Source organism: bacterium, from assembly GCA_030685015.1.
Classification (GTDB): Bacteria; CAIWAD01; CAIWAD01; order CAIWAD01; family CAIWAD01; genus CAIWAD01.
Genome location: JAUXWS010000069.1, coordinates 1 through 23634, shown reverse-complemented (window position 1 = coordinate 23634; position 23634 = coordinate 1). Strand labels below are relative to the sequence as shown.

Below are 23634 nucleotides of genomic sequence, written 5' to 3'. Positions count from 1 at the left end.
GTCTGACCTATCGCCCGTCCGGCTGCGGAGATTAGCGGGGATATTCTCCGCACGTCATGCGGAGAATAGCTGGCCTTTGCGGAGATTGTGCGCTATCATCCGGGCAGACCATGCGGAGAAGGGATGCGATACATCTATCAACAGCCCGGGTGGCCCTGCTTCCAGTGGGATGCGGTGGCCCTGTCCCCGCTGCTGGCCGCCGTGCGACTCCAGCAGGGCCTCGTCATCGGGAGGATGGGTGTGATCGGCTTCGCGCTGGCCGCCCAGGCAAATCTCGAGGTGGCGACCCAGGACATCCTGGGATCCACCAAGATTGAGGGGGAGAATCTGGATCCAGCCGAGGTCCGCTCCTCCGTCGCCAGGCGGCTGGGCATCCCCACGGCCGACCCCGTCCACTCCGGCCGCGAAGTGGATGGCGTCGTGGAGATGACACTGGACGCGACCGGCAACTTTGCCGAGCCCTTGACACGGGATCGGTTGTTCGCCTGGCACAGCTCGCTCTTCCCCCTGGCCAGAAGCGGTATGCGCCCGATCCGGACGGGGGCCTGGCGCACGGACGAAAGCGGCCCCATGCAGGTCGTCTCGGGGGCACTGGGCCGCGAGCGGGTGCATTTCCAGGCGCCCGACGCGGCCACGCTGGACCAGGAGGTGCGTCGCTTCCTGGCCTGGGTGGAGGATGGGCCGCAGATCGATCCGGTGGTGAAATCGGCGCTGGCCCATCTGTGGTTCGTCACGCTGCATCCTTTCGAGGACGGCAACGGGCGCATCGCCCGGGCCATCGGTGACCTGCTCCTGGCCCGATCCGACCAACAACCGATGAGATTCTACAGCCTTTCCACCCAAATCTGCACCGAGCGCAACGCTTACTACGATTGTCTCGAGCACACGCAGCATGGCGACATGGACGTGACCGCCTGGGTCACATGGTACGTGGAATGCCTGCGGCGCGCCCTCACCCGCTCGGAGGACCTGCTCTCGCGGGTCATCTTCAAGCACCGGTTCTGGGCCACCTGCTCCGCAAGAGTTGAGAACGCGCGGCAGAAGAAGATCCTGGACAAGCTGCTGGATGACTCCCTGGGCAGCCTGACGAGCTCGAAGTGGGCCCGGATCGTACGCTGCTCCCAAGACACGGCCCTGCGCGACATCCAGAAGCTGATGGAGCAGGGAATCCTCCAGAAGCTGGATCGTGGCGGACGCAGCACGGCCTATGGGCTGAGGAAGGACCTCCTGGATTGATGACCTGCATCAGTGCTCTACTTGGTTGGTGTCAGGCGTGATGCCAGACACCCACTCCGTGCTGGTGCCAGGCATGATGCCTGACGCCGACTGTGACACCAACTGAGCTACCTTCCGGCAATCCCGGAGGTCATCATGTCCGCCCGCTCCCTCCTGCTGATTGGCCTGCTCGCCCTGTCCGCCGCCGCATTGGCCCGCACTGGCGACAGCTGGAAACTCTACGACGACGGCCAGGTGGCGCGCTGGGATGTGACGATCGATCCCGCCGCGCTGGACTGGATCTACGCCAACCCGGCCAGCGACAGCCTGCACCTGGCCCAGTTCCACCTGCAAAACGCCTGGCTGGACGAGGAGGTGGCGGACATCGGTTTCCGCATCCGGGGCAACACCAGCCGCTGGGCGCAGAAGAAGTCCTTCAAGGTCTCCTTCAACGACTTCGTGCCGGGGCGGGAGGTCCACGACGTGGACAAGCTGAACCTGAACGGCGAGCACAACGACCCGGCCATCGCCCGCAGCAAGCTCTGCTTCGACCTCTTCCAGCGCATGGGCAAGGTTGCCAGCCGGGCCAGCCACGGGGAGCTGTGGATCAACGGGCACTACCACGGCCTCTACGTCAGCGTGGAACATGTGGACGACGAGTTCCTCTGGAAGCACTTCCAGAACGACGGGGGCAACCTGTGGAAGTGCCTCTACCCGGCGGACCTGGCCTGGCGGGGGAACGATCCGGAGAGCTACAAGCACGAGGAGAACGGGCGGCGCGTCTACGAGCTGACCACCAACGAGGCGGCGGACGACTACAGCCCGCTCTTCCGCCTCATCCGCATCCTGCACGAGACGCCCAACTTCGCCCTGGAGGACTCGCTGGGGGATTACCTGGACGTGGCGGGGGTGTTGGAGTACTTCGCCGTCAACGTGCTGACGGGGAGCTGGGACGACTACTGGTTCCTGCAGAACAACTTCTACCTCTACCACGACCCCGTGCTGGACCGCATGACGCTGATCCCCTACGACTACGACAACACCTTCGGGGTGGACTGGTTCAACGTGAACTGGGCCACGCGCAACCCCTACAGCTTCGGCGGCAGCGGGCGGCCGCTGGCGGAGCGGATCCTCTCCCGGCCGCGCTGGCGCAACCTCTACACGCACATGCTGGAGCACCACCGCAGCCGGTCGCTGGACCCGGCCTGGTGGGCGCCGCGGCTGGACAGCCTGCGCCTGCAGCTGCGTCCGGCGGCGCTGGCGGACAGCTTCCGCACGCTGGACTACGGTTTCGACGCGGACGATTTCGACCAGTGCTGGGGGGCGGATTACGAGAACCAGCACGTGAAGCGGGGCATCCTCGAGTTCGTGACGCTGCGCCACGGCAGCCTGCCCGGGCAATTTGGCTGGCAGACGGCGGGTCCGGTCGTCTTCGCGCTGGAGCCGGCGCGGACCTCGCTGGATCCGGGGGACAGCCTGCGGGTGGACGCGGCGGCTTTCGTGCACGGCGCCGGCCTGAGCGTGCGGCTGCGCTGGCGGGAGGCGGGCGCGGCGGCCTGGCAAGAGACGGAGATGGCCTTCACCGGGGAGGCGGAGTCCCCCGTGCTGCGCGTGGCGGACCGCTGGAGCGCGACGCTGCCGCCCCAGGCGCCGGGCACGGTGCTGGAGCTGCAGGCCGAGGCGGTGGACGACCAGAGCCGCAGCCACCGCCACCCGCCCCAGCGCCCCCTGCGCGTCGTGTGGCGCGACCTGTCCCCCCTGGTCCTGAACGAGTTCCTCGCCCTCAACGACACGGGGATCCAGGACCCGGCCGGGCAGCGCGATGACTGGATCGAGCTGCTCAACCGGGGGCCGGAGGTGGCGCCCCTGGCCGGCCGCCACTTGAGCGACAGCTTCGGCAACCTGACCAAATGGACCTTTCCAGCGGCCTTGCCGCCACTGCCCGTCGGCGACTTCCTGCTGGTGTGGGCGGACAACGACCTGAACCAGGAGGGGCTGCACGCCTCCTTCCGCCTCAGCGGCGACGGCGAGGTGCTGGTCCTGACCGAGGCGGACGGCGTGACGATCCTCGATTCCCTCACCTTCGGGCCGCAGCAAGCGGATGTCTCCCTGGGCCGCCTGCCCGACGGCACGGGCACGTGGCACTTCCTGGCGCCGCCCACCCCCGGCGCCGCCAACGATCCCACCCACGTGCCCGGGGACGAGCGGCCGGCGCTCTTCTCCCTGAGCGCCTGGCCCAACCCCTTCAACGGCACGCTGCGCCTGCGCATCGAAGGCTTGGCCGGGGCGGGCCGCCTGGAGCTGTTCAACCTGGCCGGACAGCTGGTCCACCAAGCGGAGCTGGCGCCGGGCCCCGGGACGGCGCGGGAGCTGCTGCTGCCGGAGACGCTGTGGGCCGGCCTGCCCTCGGGCTACTGCCTGCTGCGCGTGTCGGGCAACCACGGGGAATCCTGCGTCCTGCGCCTGCTGCATCTGAAGTGATGGCCGGGTCCTTGCCCCATTGCACGCTGTCTGCGCGCCAATGGGGGGCGATGTTCCCCCGGCTGGGAAGGGCCGGCATGGGGGCGGGACCGGGATCAACCCTTCCATCCATGAACTAAGAGCTTAAAAACAGCTTGCGCTCCGCCCCTGCTCGCACTATACTCCCCTCCGAGTCCAACCGATACCGAATGAAAGATCCATTGGGCGATGCCGGCTGCCATGCAGGGAGCGGGCTGAGCCATTTTGCCAATGAGGTAACCCATGCACTGGCGCCCCCCCCGCCTTCTTGCCCTGCTGGCCCTGCTGGCCCTGGTCGGCCAGTCCCGGGCCTGGACCCTGCAAGCCGAATGGCGCGACAACGGCCTGGACCTGGTCTGGACCATGGACGAGCAGCCCGGTCTCGTGACCCGGCAGGAGCGCGACTGGCTGACCATCGACCTGCCCGCGGCCGGCCACCTGGGCCGGCCCGGTGAGCCCGCCCTGCCCCTCGTCTCCCGCCTGGTGGAGCTGCCGGCCGGCTCGGGGCTTCAGGTGGAGGTCGTCGAGCAAGTCTGGGAATCCGTGCCCGGCCTCGTGCTGCCGGAGCAGGAGGCCGTCCACACGGCGGCGGACCTGCCCCAACCCTGGCGGGAGGAGCGCGCCGCCTATGTGGGCGCCGTCTACCCGGAGCAGGCTTGGCTGCTGGGGGATCCGGCCCTCATCCGAGGTGTCCGCGTGCGCCAGCTGGCCCTCGTCCCGGCCCGCAGCCTGCCCGCCAAGGGCGCCACGGAACTGCTGCGCCGCGCGCGCCTGCGCGTGACCTTCGCCGGCAGCGACAACCGCAACAACCCCAGCGGAGTGCTGGCCTTCGCCCGCCGGGCGGAGCTGCTGCCCGACGGCGTGCTGTCCCATCCGCAGCTGGTGCAGGAGTTCGACCGCGTCGGCGCGTCGGACAACCCGGGAGCTTATCTGGTCATCGCCCGCGGCGCGGGCATCACCGGCAGCAGCTACTTCCAGGACTGGATCGCCTGGAAGCGCCAGAAGGGCCACCAGGTGACGGTGGCGGGCGTGGCCCAGATCCCCGCCTGGAACGCCAGCGCCATCCGCGAATACCTCCGCACGGCGGTCGGCACCTGGAGCGATCCGCCCGTCTATGTGGCCCTGGTGGGCGACCACACCGGCTCCGGCGACTTCTACCTGCCCACCTCGACCACGGGCACCAACGGTGAATACGACCACTACTACTCCTTGGTGGACGGCACGGACCATTTGGCCGACGTGGCGGTGGGACGGCTCAGCTGCGAGAACGCCACCCAGCTCAACACCATCTGCAACAAGCTCCTGCATTACGAGACGACGCCCACCGCCGGCGGCAGCGCCTGGTTGGCCCGGGCCGCCCTCTGCACGGGCTACAACGCCATCAGCATGATCCAGCAGTCCCGCACCATCGTCCATGACATGGTGCGCGAGGGCATCACGGCGGTGGACACCCTGTGGTATCCCAACACGACGGCCAGCTGGGTGAACGGCCGCTTCAACGCCGGCATCGCCCTCTACAACTACCGAGGCTGGATCGGCATGCAGGGAGTGGACAACACTTTCATCTCGAACGCGGGCAATTTCCTCAACTACGGCATGCCGCCCGTCACGGGCTTTTTCACCTGCTCGACGGGGGATTTCGAATCCACCTGCGAGACGGAGGTCATGCTGCGCAAGGGCGACCCCTCCACGCCCCAGGGCGGCTCGGCGGTGATCGGCTTTGCCACCTCCAATACCCACACGGCCTACAACAACGCCATCGCCGGCGGCTTCTGGAGCGCCTTCCTCGACCGGGGTGTCTCGGCGGTGGGGTCGGCCCTCATCCAGGGCAAGCTGGAGCTGTTCCAGACCCTGCCGCCCGGCGACCCCCAGGCCGAGCGCTTTTCAAATTGGGCCAACTTGATGGGCGACCCCGGCATGGAGATGTGGTGTGGCGTGCCGACGGCCCTCAGCGCCACCCTGGCGCAGGGGGGTTCCACCTTTGCCCTGGGCGCGACCGAAATACAGATCCAGGTCAATGCGGGCGGCAGCCCCGCCACCGACGTGCTGGTCTGCCTCTGGCAGGCGGGCGGTCTGCAATCGCGCGGCCTCACCGACGCGCATGGCCGGGTCTGGCTCCCCACGGCGGGGACCACCGCCGGCGCGGTCAACCTGACCGCCACCAAGGTGGACCACCTGCCCGCCCGTGTCACGCTCACGGTGGCGGGCAGCCAGTTCCCGCGCCTGGCCATTTGGAACATCCCCGACGACGGCAAGCTGCAACCGGGCGAGACCGTCACCCTGCTGCCCTCTGTCCAGAACATGGGCGGGAGCCCGCTGACGGGACTCGCCCTCAACGCCACCTCGTTGGCTGAAGGCTTGACCCTGGGCGATGCCACCGCCACTTGGCCCACCATTGGCGCCGGCGCCACGGTGGGCGCCAACAGCAGCCTGAGCGCCACCGCCGCCCCCGACCTGCCCGACGCCACCCGCCTGCAACTGGGCTTGGCCTACACCTCGGGCCAGGGCGCTTTCCAGGACGGAGCGGACCTGCTGGTCAGCGCGCCGCGCCTCCAGCCCGGCACGCTCAGTTTCAACCCGGGCGGGAGCATCCTGCAACCCGGCACGACGGCGCTCCTCACGCTGCCGGTGACGAACACGGGCAACCTGGCGGCCAGCGCCCTCACCGTGAGCCTGGACGCCCCGGGCGACCCCTTCGTCGTTGTCACCAGCGCTCCCATCCCCAACGTGAACCTGGCGCAGAACGCCTCCACCAACCTCAGCTTCACCGTGCAGGCGTCGGGGGCGACGGTGCGCGGCCACCGCGTCAGCTTCCTGCTGAGCTGGAGCGGCGGCGGGCTGCAGGGCAGCCAGGCCTTCACCTCCACGGTGGGCACGGCCACGGCGATGGGTCCCACCGGTCCCGACGCCTACGGCTACTTCGCCATCGAAGGCAACGACGCCAACTCCCTGGCCCCCGTTTTCCAGTGGGAGGAGATCGCCCCCTCGGCGGGCGGATCGGGCACCAGCCTGGGCCTCACCGACTTCGGCGACTCCCAGGATGACGCCGCCACCGTCACCCTGCCCTTCACCTTCATCTATTACGGGCAGCCCTACACCCAGCTCGCCGTCTGCTCCAACGGCTTCGTCGCCTTCGGACCCGGCGCCGTCAACCAGACCGACTACCGCAACCACTACCTGCCCAGCGGACTGGGACCGGACGCCATGATCGCCGCGGCCTGGGACGACCACATCATCCCCGGCGGCGGCGGCGTCTACTACAAGAGCGAACCCGCCAACCACCGCTTCATCGTGGAGTGGCACCAGCTGCAGCACAACGGCTCGGGCGGGACGAACACCTTCCAGGTGATCCTGATCGACCCCGCCCACTCCCAGGGGCCGACGGGGGACGGCGACATCCTGCTCCAGTACAACACCTGGAACAACACCCAGAGCAACAGCTACGACTTCCCGGGCTGCACGGTGGGCATGAAGGACGAGCGCAGCGCCCGCGGACTGACCCTGACCAACCACCTGATCGACGACCCCACCATCCAGGGCTTCGGCAACGGCAAGGCCATCCTCATCACGACGGCCGAGGGCTTCCACGGCGACAGCGCCGCGCCTTCCATCGCCCTGGCCCAGGTGTCGGGCGTCCAGCCGGGCGAGAGTCCCGCCGTGACGGCCACCATCATCGACGCCAGCGGTGTGGCCTGGGCCACGCTCCATCACCGGGTGGGCCTGGGCGTCTGGCAGAGCAGCGCCTTGAGCAACCTGTCCGGGGACACCTGGGCGGGCGCCCTGCCCGGCTACGCCCTGGGCAGCGTGGTGGAATATTACGTGCAGGCCCAGGACCTGGCCGACCCGCCCAACACCGGGGAAAGCGCCCATCACATCTACACGGTGGTGGTCGGCACGCCGCCCACCGGACCCGACGCCTACGGCTATCGCTGGTATGATTCGGCGGATGGTCCGGAAGGCCCCGACTTCATCTGGCAGGACATCAGCGGCCAGGGCACCCAGCTCAGCCTGGGCGACGACCAGACCGCCGTGGTCAACCTGCCCTTCCCGGTGGTCTACTTCGGCGCCAGCCACACGCAGCTCTCGGTGTGCTCGAACGGCTTCGCCACGCTGGGGAATGACACCTACAGCGGCTACACCAACGCCTCGATGGCGACCGGCAACGGCACCGGCAAAATGGTCTGCGCCTTCTGGGACGACCTCAACCCCGCCAGTGGCGGCCAGGTGCGCGTGGCGACGGAGGCGGGCGGCAACCGCTTCGTCGTCTCCTGGCTGGGCGTGCCGCGTTATGGCACGAGCGACGCCCAGACTCTCCAGCTGGTCTTCCTCAATCAGGCCGTCTTCCCGACGGTGACGGGGGACACGCCCATCCTGGCCCAGTACCAGGTGGTGGGCGTCGCCACCAGCTGCACGGTGGGGCACCAAAACAGTGGCAGGAACGTGGGCATCAGCTATCTCCACAACGGGACGCTGGCCGTCAGCGCCGCGCCCGTGGTCAGCGGGCAGTCCCTCCTGCTCACCACCGGCGCCCAGCCGCTGGGTCCGGTGACGGGCCTGACGGCGGGGGTCAACGGCGGCAACCTGGTCTTGAACTGGAACGCCTCGGGAGCGCAGAGCTACCGGGTCTACAGTGGCGCCCAGGCCTGGGCGCCCCACCTGACCCTGGAGACGACGGTGGCCGGCACCTCGGCGACTCTGCCGGTGGTGGGCGCCTCCCGCTGGTTCGATGTGCGCGGCGTGCGGGACTACCAGGCCGCCGGCCTGGCCCTGGAGCGGGTCCAGTGGCTGCCCGTCGAGGTTGGGACGATTCATCCGGCCGCGACGAAATGAGCGCGGCCCTTTATCACAGTGAGGGGGGAACCATGACCTTGTCGCGCTGGCCGCTGGCCGTCGCGCTGGCTGCCGGACTGGCCCTGCCCGTCGGGGCGGGGGCGGCCTCCGGGCTCAACATCGCGGCCTCGGCCGCTGGAAGCGGCTATCTGGTGGAAGTGAGCTTCGACAGCCCGCACTTCGTCGAGGGCGGATTCGGTTCCGACGGCGGCATGGAGCTTCTGCTCGAGAACGCCGGATGGATCGGCCGACCCGGTGCGCCCGACCTGCCCAGCGTGCAGCGCCTCTTCGAGATGCCGGACCGCTCCGGCGTCCAGCTGCGCCTGGTGGACGGCGACTACGAGCTGCTCGCGGGGATCCAGGTCCAGCCCTGCCAGGAGCGCCTGCACACGGAGGCGGAGCTGCCCCTGGCCTGGCTGCGGGACGAGGCGCTCTATGCCACCGACGCTTTCTGGCCGGAGCAGGAATGGGAGCTGGACCAACCGGCCCTCATGCGCAACCATCGCGTGGTGAAGGCCTCCTTCTATCCCGTCCAGGTCAATCCGGTCACGCAGGAAGCGCGGGTGTGGAGCCGCATGGTGTTTGAGCTGGGCTTTGCCGGCACGGATCCCACCAACGCCCGCACTTTCCGTCTGCCTGAGCGCGAATCACCCCTCGACCAGCTGGTCAAGCGCCAGATCGTCTACCCGGCCACCGCCGGCCAGGAGCCCGACCGCGACCTGCTCTTCGACGTGGGCGCCCTGCCCGGCAAGTACCTGGTCTTCGCCAACACGACGGCGCAAGCCAACCCCGCCTTCCAGAGCCTGATGGACTGGAAGCGCAAGAAGGGGCACCGCGTGACGCTGGTCAGCCAGAACGACGTCTCCTTCACCGCGAACAACATCCGCAACCGCATCATCACGGAATACAACAGCGCCGAGCCGGTGGACTTCGTCCTGCTGGTGGGGGACACGGACGGCACCTACGCCATCCCTTCCGACGGCACCACCTACGATCATTTCTATGCCATGATCGAAGGCGGCGACATCCTGGGTGACGTGGCGGTGGGGCGCATCTCGGTGGACAACGCCACCCAGTTGGCCGCCGTCTGCAACAAGATCCTCCAGTACGAGTCGACGCCCTATCTCGACAACGACCTTTGGCTGCGCCGGGCCGGCCTGACGGTGGGATCCAGCGTCTGCGCCCTCTCCATGAAGATCCTCAGCCGCGCCATCGCCGCCGAGCTGGTCACCCGGCGCGGCTACACGCAAATCGACAGCGCCTTCTGCAGCGGCTCGGCCCATGTGGATGACTGGTTCATCGAAGGCATCAGCTTCTACAACTACCGGGGCTGGGTGGGGATGGAAGGCCTCAGCATGAGTACGATCCAGAGCCTGACCCAGGGTCCGCGCACGCCGGTGGCCACCATTTTCACCTGCGGCACGGGGGATTTCATCGGCGGTGACGATTACACGGAGGCCTTCCTCAATTCAGGCAATGCCAACACTCCGGGTGGCGCCGTGGCCTGCATGGGCTTCGCCACCCTCTCCACCCATACCCGGTACAACAACGTGGTGGTGGGCGGCTACTACAGCGGACTGCTGGAGTATGATGCGCCATCGGTGGGCGCCTGCCTGTTGCAGGGCAAGTACGAGCTCTATCGCACCCTGCCCCCTGGCGAGCAGTCCAATGCGGCGAGCTTCGCCTACTGGGGCAACTTGATGGGCGACCCCGGCACCGACCAATGGGCCGGCGTGCCCGCCCCCCTGGCCGTCAACACGCCGGCCACCCTGCCCCTGGGCGCCAACCATCTCACCCTGACCGTGACCTCGAACGGCCAGCCGGTGCCCGGGGTGGCCGTCTGCGCCTGGCAGGACCAGACCGTGGACCTCCAGGTGCGCGGCCTGACGGACGCCAACGGCCAGGTCACGCTCAACTGGAGCGGCCTGCAGGCGGGAACCCTTCATGTCACCAGCACGCACCACCGGTACCAGCCGCGGCTGCATCAGGTGACGGTGACGGCGGGAGCGGTGGCGCCCACCTTGACCGCGGTGGGGGCGGGCGGCGGCCTGTTGCCGGGCGGCGGGCACCAGGCCGTCTCGCTGACAATCCAGAACCTCGGCAGTGGCGCCATGACGGGCATCACCCTCACGCCCTCGCTGGCCGCGGCCTGGGGTTCGATCAACAACCCCTTCCTGACCCTGGCCACGCTGGCGGCCGGCGCCAGCCACACCTTCACGGGCCTGACCATCAGCCCGCTGGGCACCCTGGTGCACGGCACCCAGATTCCCCTCGACCTGACGCTCTCATCCGCCCAGGGCAGCTTCCCCCTCCAGGCCCTGGTGCCGGTGGTGGCCCCCCTGCTGTCAATCAGTTCCCTCAGCTACCCCAATGGCAGCCTGGAACCCGGCCAGACGCGGGACGCCCGCTTGGGTGTGCGAAATGACGGCACGGTGGGCGGCACGGGCGTCGTGCTCACCATGGTGTCCGGCATGCCGGACCTGGTGACCGTGAACAGCGGCCCGGTCTCCATTGGCAATCTGGCCGCCGGAGCCAGTGTCCCGGTCAACTTCAGCCTGACCATCGCTCCGCTCACCAACCGGGGCCAGCCCGTGCCCATGCAGGTGGAATGGACCAGCCAGGGCGGCACGATGAGCGGCAGCTTCTCCTTCCTCTTGACGATCGGCGGCAACCTGACGGCCGTCGATCCCACCGGACCCGACGCCTACGGCTACTGGGCCTATGAGAACACGGACAATTCGCCCTTCGCCCCGGAGTTCTCCTGGTACGCCATCAGCACGCCGGAGGGGGGTCCGGGCATCGAGATCCCCATGACGGACGACGGCAACGAGCAGGACGACGGCATCTGGGTCAGCCTGCCCTTCCCCTTCACCTATTATGGCCGGACCTACTCGCAGATGATGGTCTGCTCCAACGGCTTCATCGCATTCGAGGAGGACGGTTTCGGCGAATGGGATTTCCGCAACCACGTCTTTCCCAGTCCCATGGGCCCGGACGCCATGATCGCACCCATGTGGGACGACCACCTGACCACCGGGGCCGCGCGGGGCGTGTGGCGGCACTATGACACGGCGGCCCAGGCCTTCGTCATCAGCTGGTACAATCTGCTCATGAACAGCAGCGGCGGACCCAACAGCTTCCAGCTGGTCCTCTACGATCCGGCCCACTACCCGACGACGACGGGGGACGGCCCCTTCAAGTTCCAGTACCTCACCTTCAACGACAACCAGAGCGCCTCGGCGGACTTCCCCTATTGCTCCATCGGCATCAAGGACCATTCGAGCACGGTGGGCCTGACCATCCGCCACTGGACGCAGCAGCCCGCCACCACCTCGCCGGTGGCCGCGGGACGCGCCATCTACTTCAGCACGCTGGCCGGCGAGTACGAGGACACCATGCCGCCCTCGGTGGTGATCCAGCCCGTCGGCATGTCCTACGCCTGGGCGCCGCAGCCAGTGGTCGCCCAGATCTCCGACCTGAGCGGACTGGCCGCCGTGACGCTGGACTGGCGCCTGGAGGGGCAGGGCTGGAGCACGCTGCCCATGGCTCAGAACGGCAGTTATTGGGAGGCCACCATTCCCGGCCAAGCCGGCGGCAGCGTGGTCGAGTACTTCATCACGGCGGTGGACGCCTCGGAGCATGCCAACACCACCATCACGCCCCAGGCCAGCTATCCTGTCTCGCCGGCGACGCTCATTTACGCCGACGGCTTCAACGGGACCAGCGCCTTCATCCATGAGAGCGGCGTCGGCTTGACCGACGAATGGCACCTGGAAACGGCGCGCGCCATCGAGGGCAGCCATTGCTGGAAGTTCGGCGGGGCGGGCACCGGCACCTACTCCAACAATGCGGGCGGCATCCTGATCAGCCCCGTCATGGAGATCCCCGTCGGTGCCTCCGGGATCACGGCCAGCATCCGAAGCTGGATCGCGGCGGAGACATCCGGCGCCTTCCCTGACTCGTGCTACGACGGTGGCAAGGTGGAATGGCGGCTCAACGGCGGCACCTGGATGGACGCCACGGTCAATCCCGCCCTGACCCACTCCCTGCGCGGCACCATCACCACGGCCACCCTGCGCGCCTGGTTCGGCTGGCCGCGCCGGCTCTACAGCGGCGTGGCGGACTGGTCACCCCTGACCATCGCGGTGCCGAACGGCACCACCAGCCTGCAGCTGCGCTGGCTCTTCGGCACGGACACGGGCACGGTGCGGGAAGGCTGGTACCTGGACGATTTCCGCCTGGTCGCCGCTTTGCCGGAATCGCAGCCGGAACCCGTGACGGATCTGATGGCCACGGCGCAGGCGGGCATCATCCAGTTGTCCTGGAGCCCCCTGCCGGGAGCGCTGGGCTACCGGGTTTATGCCAGCTCCACTCCTTATGACGAGAATCCCGACCTGCTGGGCCAGGTGCCGACACCGGGTTATCAGGAAGTGATCGCGGGCGGCCAGAAGTTTTACACAGTGCGCGTCGTCTATTGACCGCGCCTCGCGCTTGATCCAGAAGGCCGGGCTCCGCGGGGAGTCCGGCCTTTTCCATGGTCTGACCCCGCGCGGGTCCCCCATGTCCACCGGGAATCACGTCTCCCGCCCCTTGCCCGCCCAGAGGCGGAGGTCAACCACATAGGGCAGCAGACCCGCCGCCAGGCCCGGGAACAAGGGCTCCAAGCCCCAGGGCCACTCCGGCCAGGCGCCGTCCGAGCGCAGGAAGCCGGCCGCCATCCACGCAGTGCTGGCGACGGCGGCCAGGATCATGGAGACCAGGCCGCGGGACAATCGCGGGGTCAGGCCGGGGGACAGGCCGGGGGACAGGTAGGCCGACATCAGCGCGGGCAGCAGCACCGGCACCCCCAGCGAGGCGAAGAGGATCCAGAGCTGCACGACGGATTGCAGCCTCCAGGCGAGGAGGGCCCCCAGGCCGCTGGTCAGCAGGATGCCCCAGCGGATGCGGGAGGGCAGTCCGGCGTCGTCTTTTCCGCCCAGCAGGTCCCGGGCGAAGGTGCTGCCCGAGAGGAAGCAAAGGCTGTCCAGGGTGGAAAGGACGGTGGCCAGCATGCCGCCCACGAAAAGCCCCTGCACCACGGGCGGCAACATGCCGGCCAGCAGGGGGAAGGCTTTCACGGGGTGTTCCAGGTCCGGCAGGAGGGCGCGGGCGTAGAGGCCGCAGCCGGTGGTGAGCGCGTCGAAGGCGAACCAGCAGGCGATGCTGATCCAGATGCCGCGCCGCGCCGTCGGGACGTCCCGCGCCACGGCCACGCGCTGGTGGAAGCCGGGATCGACCAGGGTCCACATGGCCACGAAGCCCCACAGCACGATCGTGCTCCAGGACAGGCCGCCCGGGATCGCCAAGTGTCCGGAGGGCAGCCGGCCGGCCAGCCAGGCCAGCCCCCCCTGTTCGGTCATCAGCCAGCCCAGGGCGAGGGCGAAGCCCGTGAACATGAGGGCGAACTGCACCACATCCGTCACCACCACGCTGCGCAGGCCGCCTTGCCAGACGTAGGCCACCACCAGGACAAGGGTGAGGGGCAGGGTCAGGGCGAGGGGGAGTCCCGAGAGCGCTCCCAGGATGAGGGCGGTGGTGAGGATGTGGGGCGCGGGGGAGACCATCACCAGGGTGAAGAGGGCGGCCACGCGTCCAGCCGGCCGGCCGTGGCGCCGGGCGATCTCCTCCGGAATGCTGAGGGCGCGGGAATGGCGCACGCGCTGCGCCAGGAAGACGGCGTAAAGGGCGGCGAAAACGTAGTAGAAGAAGCCAAGGGCCAGCCAATTGACGAGACCCCAGGTCCAGGTGTACTCACCCACGGCCAGGATCCCGCCATACCAGGTGCAGACCAGGGTGGCGACGAAGGCGGGCAGGCTGAGGCGGCGACCCAGCGAGAGGTAGTCCAGTCCAGCCTCGGCTCCTCCAATGCGGGAGCGGGCGGCCCAGAAGCCCGCCGCCGGCACGCCCAGGGCACAGACCAGGATGATGGCCAGCGAGAGGGGGCTTGTCGCGATCACGCGGGGGACTCGGCCCAGGGGGCGCGTCGCACCAGGAGGGGCGCGCCGCCGGCGACGGCGAGGAGCAGACGTCCGCCCCGCGCCCGGTTGGAGACGCCCCGGCAGCCTGGTTCGATGCGGCAGGCCGGACCCTCCCAGCGCGCGCCGCGGATCTCCACCTGGCAGGCGGCGGCCAGGGGAACCAGGCTGAAGGGCTCGTCCACGGCCAGGTCAAACTCGTGGCGGCCCGGCGTCAGGGGATGCACCACCTGCTCCTCGCCCAGCAGGCGCAAGCGCGGCTGGCGATCAGGATGAAGCCATCCGCTCAAGCCAAGCAGCATGTCGAGGCGCCCTCCCTCGAAGGCCGCCACCCAGCAGCGCTCGACGCCGGCCGCCAGCAGGCAGGCGAGCGCCTTCTCCAGGTCGTTGCAGTCCTGGTCGGCCTGCTCGACGATGCGGGCCCCCCGCGCCTTGTGCCAGTCCCGCGCCTCCGGCAAGAGGCTGTCCAGATCGCCCACCACCGCCCGCGCCGGCAGCCCGGCCCGCCAGAGGGCGTTGCCGCCACCATCGGCGGCCCACAGTTCGCCCAGCCTTGCCCAGGACTCGCCGGCCGGGCCGCATTCCACCGGCAGTCCATCCCGGCAGCGGACCTCGCCCGGGACCGGGCCGGGAGCGAGGCGCTCCAGCAGCCGGACGGGCGGGCGGGCGTTGAGGACGAGGAGTGGGGTGCCGCGATCCATGGTTGCAAGTTCTGAGGTGCTGTGATAAGATGCAATCAGGTTGTTCGACAAGGGGGTCTGCATCATGTCAAGCCGCTTGGGAAGGGCTTTCGCGCGATGGTCGCCGCTGGCCCTGCTCTGTCTCGCAGCCCCCGCCCTGGCCCGCACCGGCTATCCCTTGCTGCTCTTCGAGCCGGACGCCCGCTCCGCCGCCCGCGGCGAGAGCACGGTGGCGCTGGCCCGCGGCCTGGACGGCATCTTCCATCAGCCCGCCGCCCTGGCCGGCCAGGAGGGGGAAGCGCTGGGGCTGGTCTATGTGGATCATCTGCAGGACATGAGAGTGGTGGGCACGACCTGGGGCGGCGACCGCTTCGCTCCCTGGCATCTGGGGGTCGGCCTCCTGCGCCTCGACTACGGCGACCTGCAGGGGCTGGATGACCAGGGCAACGCCACCGGGTCCTTCGAGGCCGGCGAAACCCTCCTCTTGGCCGGCGTGGCGCGCCGCCTGCCCGACCAGTGGGGCGGACGCCTGACGGCGGGGGCGCAGGCCGGCTGGCTGGGCGGCGCCATCGAGGACGCCTCCTCCCACGCCCTCCTGCTCAACCTGGGCCTTGGCTGGGAGCGGGAGCAACTGGCCCTGGGCCTGGCCGCCCGCAACTTCGGACGCGTCTTGTCTGATTACGGCGCCCAGGCAATGGAACTTCCCGCGACGGTGGAGGCCGGGGCCGCCTGGCGCCTCGCCCACCTGCCCTTCACCTGGACCCTGGGCTGGCAGAAGATCCGCGAGCGCGATCCCTTCGTCAAGTTGGGCGGCGAATTGCTGATGGCCCAGCGCTGGCGCCTGGGACTGGGCTACCACGTCGAACGAGGCGACGAGCGCCTGGCCGGGGTCTCCGGCGAATCAAACCGCGGTTTCTCCCTGGGCGTGGGCGGCCAGTTGCCCGGTGGCATGGACCTGCAGTGGTCCTGGAGTTCCTGGGGCGAGCTGGGCGCCCTCAACCGCCTCTCCCTGGCTTGGCGCTACCGGCCGTGAAGCCTGACCCGTCCGATGAGGAGGAGCGCCGCGCCGCCTCCCTGTGGTATGATCGCTTCGAGCAGAAGCGCCAGGCCTCATCCCCGCCCCCCGGCCGACTGCGCATGATCCGCTACCTCCTGCTCGGCTCCGCCGCGGCCCTGGTCATTCTGGGCCTTGGCCTGCGATCCGACCGGCTGCGGCTGGTGATGGGCACGGATCACGGGCGTGTCGACTGGCCAGCCCTGCTCTCACGGGAACTGGCCCTGGACGAGCGTGCGGGCGCCACATTCTTCCCTCTGTGGGAGACCTGGCGCCGCGGGGAGGAGGAGGAGGCACGCCGGCGCGACGCCGATCTGGCCACCCTGGCGGCCCTTAGCGCCCAGCAGAGCGATCTCAACCAGGAGCAGGACCGTTTGCTGGCCCGCCTGGAGGAGACGCGGGACCGGCGCGCCGCCAGCCGGCGGGAGCTGGTGGCGACCGTGCGCGACCGCCTGGGCCTGTGGCGGGCGGCCCGTCTTCAAGTCCTGCTGGAAACCAAGTGGCCGGCGGAACCTGGCCGCCCATGACGGAAAAAGCCGGCGCTGGCCGGCTTCCTGTTCATCTTCGCAATTGTGCTAGCGGAACATCGCCTTGATGCTGCCCCAGGTCACCGTCACGGTGGAGAACTGGAAGCTGACGCGGATCGGATCCGCCGCCGCCGGTTGACGATCCCCGGAGGGCAGGATATAGTAGAGGCGGTAGAAGTAGGCCTGCTCGATGTCGGTCATGCGATCCCGCCCCCCCGACGAGGCCAGGCCCGGCCGATCCTGCAGGACGTATTCCAGGGCGTTGCTGACGGGCACCCGCTCCCCCACCAACTGGTAGTAGGAACTGTCCGTGGAGCGCTCCACCTCGAAGGCCGCGACGCCTTGGACCGTGTCCACGCGCCAGCGCAACTCCACCGTCTGGCCGTCCAGCACTTCCCCGTTGAATTGCAACAGGGTGACGCCCCACACCACCAGCGGCAGCAGGCAGAGGCTAAGCAGAATACCGATTAGTCGCTTCATGACGCCCTAGAGTAACGCTCCGTCCCACGGTTGGCAAGTCTCTCGTGGCACCCGCCCTTCTGCGCCGACTTTCCCGACAGCTGCTGGACAGTTCAGCCATCCCGCGCCCGGCTCAGCGGACTGTTGTCCATCCATCGGCACGCCCACCGCCAAAATCCACTCCCGCGGCTTTTCCGCCGCATCCCGGCCGGGCTTGGCGGCGTTGGCGGGCGGTCACTCGAGCACGCGCAGCATGGCATCCTGATAGAACTGGGTGCGCGCCGGATCCAGGCTGTCCAGGCGCATCATGAGCTGCAAGCTGTTCATGTCGCGGCCGTTGACCAGGATCTCGGCCAGGGAACGGTGGTTGGCCTTGAAGTAGGGTGAAAGCAGGGTGGGATTGTCGATCTGCTCGGCGATGGCCAGGGCCAGGCGGACCGCCCGCCACGCCTCGTAGTCGCTCTCCTGCACGGTTCGCAGCCAGAAGGCGGTGTGCGTGACCCAGCGCAGGGAGCGCATGTCCTGGAAGCGTGGATCCAGCACCTGCTCCAGGCGCTCGTTGCGACGGGCCCAGCCATCCTGCTGTTCGCTGAACATGGCCTGGGCTCCCACGCGGCGGGCCCGCTCATACATGGCCGCGCCGCCGAACTCGGCCAGCTTGTCGTACTCCGCCCCGATGATCCACAAGACATGGAAGTCGATCATGCTGAGGAAACTGTCGAAGGAACCCTCGTCGTGCTGGAAGCGCCCGGACGGCACGCGGAAGCGCCAGACGTTGTCGTCGAAACTCAGATCGCCCTTGTTGCCGGTGGCGAGCAGGGCCATGTACTCGATGTTGGCGCCGGATTCCACGGCCGTGCGCACTTGGATGGCGAGAGGAAGGCGCAGGCTGAGACGCGGGTCCTCGGGGTCCCAGTCATGGTCGGCGAGGTACTCCTCGAGACGCTCCTGCAGGTCGAAGAGTTCGGCGCGCTGGTCGCTGGTCAACTGGTTGAGATTGATCGACACCTCGGGCACGATCGTGAGGGCGAAGGCCACCATGGACCGGGCCAGGAGCAGGACCAGGATCAGGATCGGATGCGGCACGAGGACCTCCCAATGGCCGGCACAGTGTATCAAATGGAGGGCGGGACTGGCTCTGGCCCTGCTCCTCGCCGTCCAGGCCGCGGGGGCGACGGGTTCCGGCCGTTCCACGGCGCCGCGCGATCCCTGGCTTTCCCTGGCGGGCCCCCTGGAGCGTCGTCCGGGCGCGGCGGCGCTCTTTGTCGGCGGTCGGGCGCCCACCTCGCGCTCCTTCTGGTGCGCGCGGCGGGATCCCTTCGGCGTGGCAGGCCTGCACAGCACGGCCCTGGCCGGCGGCATCGCCGGACCATGGGGACGGTGGAACGCCGGCCTTCATCTGCTGGAGGCCGGTCCCTGGCGCGAGAGACAGACGGCCCTGCGCTGGGCGCCGTCACCGGGGCCGGGAGCCGCCGGCTTCGACTGGTCGGTGGGCCTGGAGGCGCGGGAGGCCGGCGGGCAGGGCTGGGCGGAGCGAAGCTGGTGGCCGCTGGCGGACTTGACTTGGCAGTGGGATCCGCTGGCGGCCGGCCTTCGGCTGCAGGCTCCGGTGGAGGGCCTGGGTGCGGGCGGCGTCGGCGGGCCGGGACTTGAGAGCGGCTTGGACCTGTCCTGGCAGGCCACCCGCCATTGGAGCGTGGTTTGGCGTCTGGAGCGGAGCGCCGGCCGCCAGCGGGAACAGGCGGCCCTGGTCTGGCGCCGAACCGACCTGGGGCTGGCCGCCGCCTGGAAGGCCGGCCGCGGCTGGGAGCTGGCAGGGCGGACCGATTGGCGCGGCTTGTCCCTCAGCCTGGCCTGGTGGGTGCATCCCATCCTGCCACCCACCTCCTCCTGGAGCATGGAGTGGACCCCGGCGGGCCGGCCATGAGGGCCTGCCTCCTTGTGATGGCGCTGCTCGCCTCCTTGTCCTGTGTGGTGACGGGCCATGGCGCCGTGGCCGTCGACCGACGCCTGCGCTGTGAGCTGCGCCGTGCCGCCGACCTGCCGGGGCCGGCGGATTGGCGCGCCGCCGCCCTGCCGGGGCCGGCGGATTGGCGCGCCGCCGCCCTGCTCGAGAGCGGGAAGTGGGAGTTCCGGGCCGTGGCCCGTCGGCGCGATGGTGAGCTGGGCGCCATCCCCCAGCACGCCCTCTGGACCGGCTGGCGACTGGCGGGCGGTTGGCGGCTGGGTCTGGGCAGTCACCAGCTGCGCACGGAGACGGGCGCCGCCCTGGGCCACTTGCGGAGTGGATTGCCAGGCCGGTTGACGGGCGGCCTTCGCCTGACGCCGGGCTCGACCTCGCGCGCCACGCCGGAGGAGCGGGGCATCAGCCTGGAGAGGCAGCGGGGGGCCCTGCGCGGCGGCATGCTGCTGGCCGACACGAGACGCGACCGCCGCGCCGACGGCAAGGGTTTCGTGCTGGGGATGGAGCATTGGCCCCAGCGCCGGGAGCGCGTGGGCGCCTGGCGCGACCGCCTCGACCTGGCCTGGTTGTGCCTGGAAGGACCGGCCGGCTGGGACCTGCACGGCCTGGCGGGACGACGGGCCTGGGCGGACGGGAAGCTGGACCTGGGCGGCTTGCACCTGATCCGCCGGCGGCCCGGCTCCAGCCTGGCGGCGTGCTGGGAAGAAGGGGACAGCCGCCTGGCGCGCATCCAGGCCGCGGCCAGCTCCCGCCGCGGGCGGTGGCAGGCGGATGCCTGGCGGGGGCGGCAGACGGGCAGCCGCTTCGCCCGGCCGGCCCTGCCGCTGGGCGGTGAAGGGTCCGCGGGGGGGGCGTCCCTCCAGGGCAGGCGCCGACTGGATTCCGCCACCCATGCCGGCCTGAGCCTGCGCTGGCTGGAACCGGCCGCCCGCAGCACCACCCGCTCCGCCCTCTGGTGGAGGTTGGAGCTGGTCCACGATACGAAGAAGGCCGGCGGCCTGCGCTGGCGCCTGCGGCGCACGGCGGCCGAGGATCGGCCGACGGGCAGCGGCCTGGATGCCTGGCGCTTGGCCCTGGAAGCGGTGCGGAGCCGGCCATGGGATTGGAGCCTGGCCTGGGAGCAGCATGCGAGGCCGGCGGGCACGGCCCGCCTCTGGCATGCCCAGGTGTCCCGCAGCTGGTCGTGGAGGTCGTGGCGGGGCGGCGCCACTCTGCACCTGGCCGCCGGGTCCGGCCAGGGGCCGGCGCGCCTGGAGGCGCTGGGTCTGGCGCCGGGCATCCTGCGCCACGCGGGCCTTGCCGCCGGACGCCAGGCCTGGGGCGGCGGCCTGTGGCTGCAGCGGGGCGGGCAGCGCGTTAGCCTGGGTCTCCTGCTGAAGGAGACGGCGGGCGAGGCGGCCGACCTGGACCAGACGCCCTCCCTCACCGCGGCCTGGAGTTGGGAACCGCGTCAGGCCGCGACCCGTCGCATGCGACCATGAGGGCGCCGGCCGGCTGGGGCGGTGGCGATGGGACTCATCGTCCGAAGCGGGTCTCGATCAAGGCCTGCACCAGGCGGCAGGTGGCCACCAAGCCGTCCTCGTGCGTGCGCTCCACGCCATGGCTGGCGGAGACGCCGGGCCCGATGAGGGCGGCGCGCAGGTCGGCCCCTCCGCGCAGGGCGGCGCTGGCGTCGCTGCCGTAATAGGGGAAGACGTCCACGACGTGGGCTATGCCGCGCTCCCGCGCCAGCAGCGTCAGCTCACGGCGCAGGGCGTAGTCGTAGGGGCCGCTGCTGTCCTTGGCGCAGATGCTGACGCCCGTCTCCCGCCCCTCCACCGTGGCGCCGATGACGCCCATGTCCACCGCCACCATCTCCCGGACCGTGGCGGGCAGGCCGCCGGCAGCGCCGTGGCCCACCTCCTCGTGGATGGAGAAATAGAAGGCGACGGGCATGTCCCGCCGGGGAAGCTGCTCCGCCACGTGGATGAGGCAGGCGCTGCCCGCCTTGTCGTCCAGGAAGCGGCAACGCACGTAGCCGGTGTCGGTGCGTTCGAAGCGCGGATCGAAGACAACGATGTCGCCCACCGACAGCCCCAGCGCGCGCAGCTCCTCCTCGCTGCCCGCCGGGGCGTCCAGGCGGATGTGCATGCTCTCCAGGGTGCGGGCCTGGGTGCCGAGGGTGTGGTTGACGTGGGCGGCGGGGTTGTCCGCCAGCAGAGTACCCCGGTGGACGCGGCCGTCCAGGGTGTGGATGCTGAGGTATTCGCCCTCGAAGGAGGGCAGGGGCCAGCCGCCCAGCTGGGTGAAGCGGATGACGCCGCCCTTGAGGCTGGAAATCATCGCCCCCAGCGTGTCCAGGTGGGCGGAGAAGAGGAGGACGGGATCGGGTCCGGAGATGAGCAGGGCGCCCTTGCCGGTGAGACGCGGTTGCCATCCGGCCTCTTCCAGGCGCCGGGCGACATGCTCGACCACCGCTTCCGTGTAGCCCGTGGGGCTGCCGATGGCGCTCAGGTCCTGGATGATGCGGGTGACGGCGTGCACGGGACCCTCCTCTTTGCCGCAATGTATCTTCCCGCCGCTGCAACAGGCCGGAGGCCGGCTGGAAAGGAACCATGGCAGAGGGTCGCTTCCGCTTCACCAACCTGGTCGCCCCCTACGACGATCCCCGCCCTCCGCGGGAGCTGTTGGCCCGCCGTCTGGGGCTGCCGGTGGAGGAGATCCACCAGGTCGAGATCTTGCGCAAGTCCCTCGACGCCCGCCACAAGCCGCACCTCACCCAGGTGCTCAGCCTGGCTTTCTCCATCGAGGCGAGCCGCCTGCCCAAGGGGGATCCGCACCTGGCGCTGCATGAGGATCCGCCGCTCCCGCCGCTGCCGGAGATCCCCATCGAAGGGCGGCCCCTGATCGTGGGCGCCGGTCCGGCCGGGCAGTTCGCCGCCCTTGGCCTGGCGGCGCGGGGCCATCGCCCCATCGTGCTGGAGCGCGGCCGGCCCATTGCCGAACGCCGCCTGGACGTGCGTCGCCTCTGGCTGGAGCGCGTGCTGGATCCGGACAGCAACGTGCAATTCGGCGAGGGGGGCGCCGGCACCTTCAGCGACGGCAAGCTCACCAGCCGCAACAGCAGCTGGTTCACCCGCCAGGTGCTGCGCTGGTTCTGCTCCCTGGGCGCCAGCGAGGACGTGGTCTACAGCCACCTGCCGCATGTGGGCACGGACGGCATCCGCCGGATCAGCTCCCGGCTGCGGCACCTGCTGGAGGAGGCGGGCGCCGAATTCATCTTCTCGGCCCGCGTGGAGCGCCTGGTCGTCCGCGACGGCCGGGCGGGGGGCGTCCTGCTCTCCGACGGGCGCTTTCTGGAGTCATCCACGGTCATCCTGGCCACCGGCCACAGCGCCCGCGACACGGCGGAGGCCTTGCACGGGGACGGCATCGCCATGGAACTGAAGCCCTTCGCCATGGGCCTGCGCATCGAACATCCGCGGGAACTGATCGACCGGTCCCAATACGGGGCCGGCTGCCGCCTGGACATCACGGGATCCGCCACCTACAAGCTGGCTGCCCGCACCGGCGGCGGCCAACGGGGCTGCTACTCCTTCTGCATGTGCCCGGGCGGCATGGTCGTGCTGGCCGCCAGCGAAGAGGGCCGTCTCGTCGTCAACGGCATGAGCTGGACCGCCCGCAAGATGGCCTGGTCCAACGCCGCCCTCGTCGCCCAGGTGGAGGAGGCCGACCTGCGCCGCTGGGCCGCCGCCTGGGGCCTGCCCGACTCGCCACTGACGGGCCACCACGTGCAGCAAAGCCTGGAGGAGAGGGCCTATGCTGCGGGAGGGTCGTCCTGGAACGCCCCCGCCCAACGGGCACGGGATTTCCTGGCCGGGCGGCTGAGCCGCGACCTGCCGGCGGCCAGCTACCGGCCGGCCCTTTCCTCCGTCCGTCTGGGCGGTGTCCTGCCAGCGGAGATCACCGCCTCCCTGCGGGAGGCCCTGCGCCACTTCGAGCGCTCCCTGCGCGGCTTCATCGACGAGGGCCTGCTCATCGCCCCCGAGACGCGCACCTCCTCCCCCCTGCGCTTGCCTCGCGACCCGGACACGCGCCAAAGCGTCAACGTGGCGGGGCTCTTCCCCGTCGGCGAGGGCGCGGGTTACTCCGGCGGGATCGTCTCCAGCGCTGCCGATGGTCTGCGCACGGCCCTGGGCTTCGCCGCCGCGGGGCCTTCGCTTGTGTCCGAGGAGCCGTCGGAGCGGTGGCGCTGAGGAGCCGCCCGCCTGGCTGGACATGGGCGCCGGGCATGTTCACAGGGGGCGGCAAGCCTTGCCGAGGTGTCCGACCATGGGTCGGACACCTGTTCGCAGAAGCAGACACTCCCCGGCCACCTCTCCACATGGGGCAACAGCTCGCCCGCCCGGCGCGA

The 23634-nt window shown here is 69.8% G+C and carries 14 protein-coding genes; 9 read left to right on the top strand and 5 right to left on the bottom strand.

What is annotated here, in order from left to right; all coding sequences use genetic code 11:
• Positions 1-123 precede the first annotated feature (123 nt).
• The 4 genes from Q8O14_10350 (at position 124) to Q8O14_10335 (ending at position 13022) form a co-directional block, all read left to right on the top strand.
• Positions 124-1236: a Fic family protein gene (locus Q8O14_10350; protein ID MDP2361141.1), complete on the top strand. Its 1113-nt coding sequence runs from the start codon at positions 124-126 to the stop codon at positions 1234-1236.
• 135 nt (positions 1237-1371) lie between these two features.
• On the top strand, positions 1372-3696 hold the full coding sequence (locus tag Q8O14_10345) for a DUF3416 domain-containing protein (protein MDP2361140.1): 2325 nt from the start codon (positions 1372-1374) through the stop codon (positions 3694-3696).
• A 261-nt stretch (positions 3697-3957) separates the two neighbouring features.
• On the top strand, positions 3958-8544 hold the full coding sequence (locus Q8O14_10340; protein MDP2361139.1) for a C25 family cysteine peptidase: 4587 nt from the start codon (positions 3958-3960) through the stop codon (positions 8542-8544).
• Positions 8545-8576: 32 nt separating this feature from the next.
• Entirely contained in the window at positions 8577-13022 is a 4446-nt protein-coding gene (locus tag Q8O14_10335; protein ID MDP2361138.1) for a C25 family cysteine peptidase, read from the top strand.
• A gap of 96 nt (positions 13023-13118) precedes the next feature.
• Here the strand turns inward: Q8O14_10335 and Q8O14_10330 are convergent, their stop codons facing one another.
• Complete coding sequence (locus tag Q8O14_10330; protein MDP2361137.1) at positions 13119-14540, bottom strand: sodium:solute symporter family protein; 1422 nt, start codon at positions 14538-14540, stop codon at positions 13119-13121.
• Positions 14537-15259, bottom strand: coding sequence for a thiamine diphosphokinase (locus tag Q8O14_10325; GenBank protein MDP2361136.1), 723 nt, complete (start codon positions 15257-15259; stop codon positions 14537-14539). Before Q8O14_10325 ends, Q8O14_10330 begins: the two co-directional genes overlap by 4 nt.
• Positions 15260-15323: 64 nt before the next feature.
• Between Q8O14_10325 and Q8O14_10320 the strand changes: the two genes are divergently transcribed.
• Positions 15324-16271, top strand: a complete 948-nt coding sequence (locus tag Q8O14_10320; protein MDP2361135.1) for a PorV/PorQ family protein — start codon at positions 15324-15326, stop codon at positions 16269-16271.
• Positions 16268-16819 carry a hypothetical protein gene (locus Q8O14_10315; protein ID MDP2361134.1) on the top strand — a complete coding sequence of 184 codons (552 nt, stop codon included), beginning with the start codon at positions 16268-16270 and terminating at the stop codon, positions 16817-16819. Before Q8O14_10320 ends, Q8O14_10315 begins: the two co-directional genes overlap by 4 nt.
• A gap of 48 nt (positions 16820-16867) precedes the next feature.
• On the opposite strand, the gene Q8O14_10310 is transcribed toward Q8O14_10315, so the two are convergent.
• Together Q8O14_10310 and Q8O14_10305 are read right to left on the bottom strand one after the other, a co-directional pair.
• On the bottom strand, positions 16868-17299 hold the full coding sequence (locus tag Q8O14_10310; GenBank protein MDP2361133.1) for a hypothetical protein: 432 nt from the start codon (positions 17297-17299) through the stop codon (positions 16868-16870).
• 213 nt (positions 17300-17512) lie between these two features.
• Positions 17513-18364, bottom strand: a complete 852-nt coding sequence (locus Q8O14_10305; GenBank protein ID MDP2361132.1) for a DUF4835 family protein — start codon at positions 18362-18364, stop codon at positions 17513-17515.
• Between the two features lie 238 nt (positions 18365-18602).
• Here Q8O14_10305 and Q8O14_10300 point away from each other — a divergent pair, with 238 nt between their 5' ends.
• Positions 18603-19205, top strand: coding sequence for a hypothetical protein (locus tag Q8O14_10300; GenBank protein ID MDP2361131.1), 603 nt, complete (start codon positions 18603-18605; stop codon positions 19203-19205).
• Positions 19202-20722: a hypothetical protein gene (locus Q8O14_10295; protein ID MDP2361130.1), complete on the top strand. Its 1521-nt coding sequence runs from the start codon at positions 19202-19204 to the stop codon at positions 20720-20722. The genes Q8O14_10300 and Q8O14_10295 overlap by 4 nt, the downstream gene beginning before the upstream one ends.
• 34 nt (positions 20723-20756) lie before the next feature.
• Here the strand turns inward: Q8O14_10295 and Q8O14_10290 are convergent, their stop codons facing one another.
• On the bottom strand, positions 20757-21764 hold the full coding sequence (locus Q8O14_10290) for a M42 family metallopeptidase (protein MDP2361129.1): 1008 nt from the start codon (positions 21762-21764) through the stop codon (positions 20757-20759).
• Positions 21765-21835: 71 nt separating this feature from the next.
• On the opposite strand from Q8O14_10290, the gene Q8O14_10285 reads away from it, so the two are divergent.
• On the top strand, positions 21836-23476 hold the full coding sequence (locus tag Q8O14_10285) for a hypothetical protein (protein ID MDP2361128.1): 1641 nt from the start codon (positions 21836-21838) through the stop codon (positions 23474-23476).
• Positions 23477-23634: the final 158 nt, after the last annotated feature.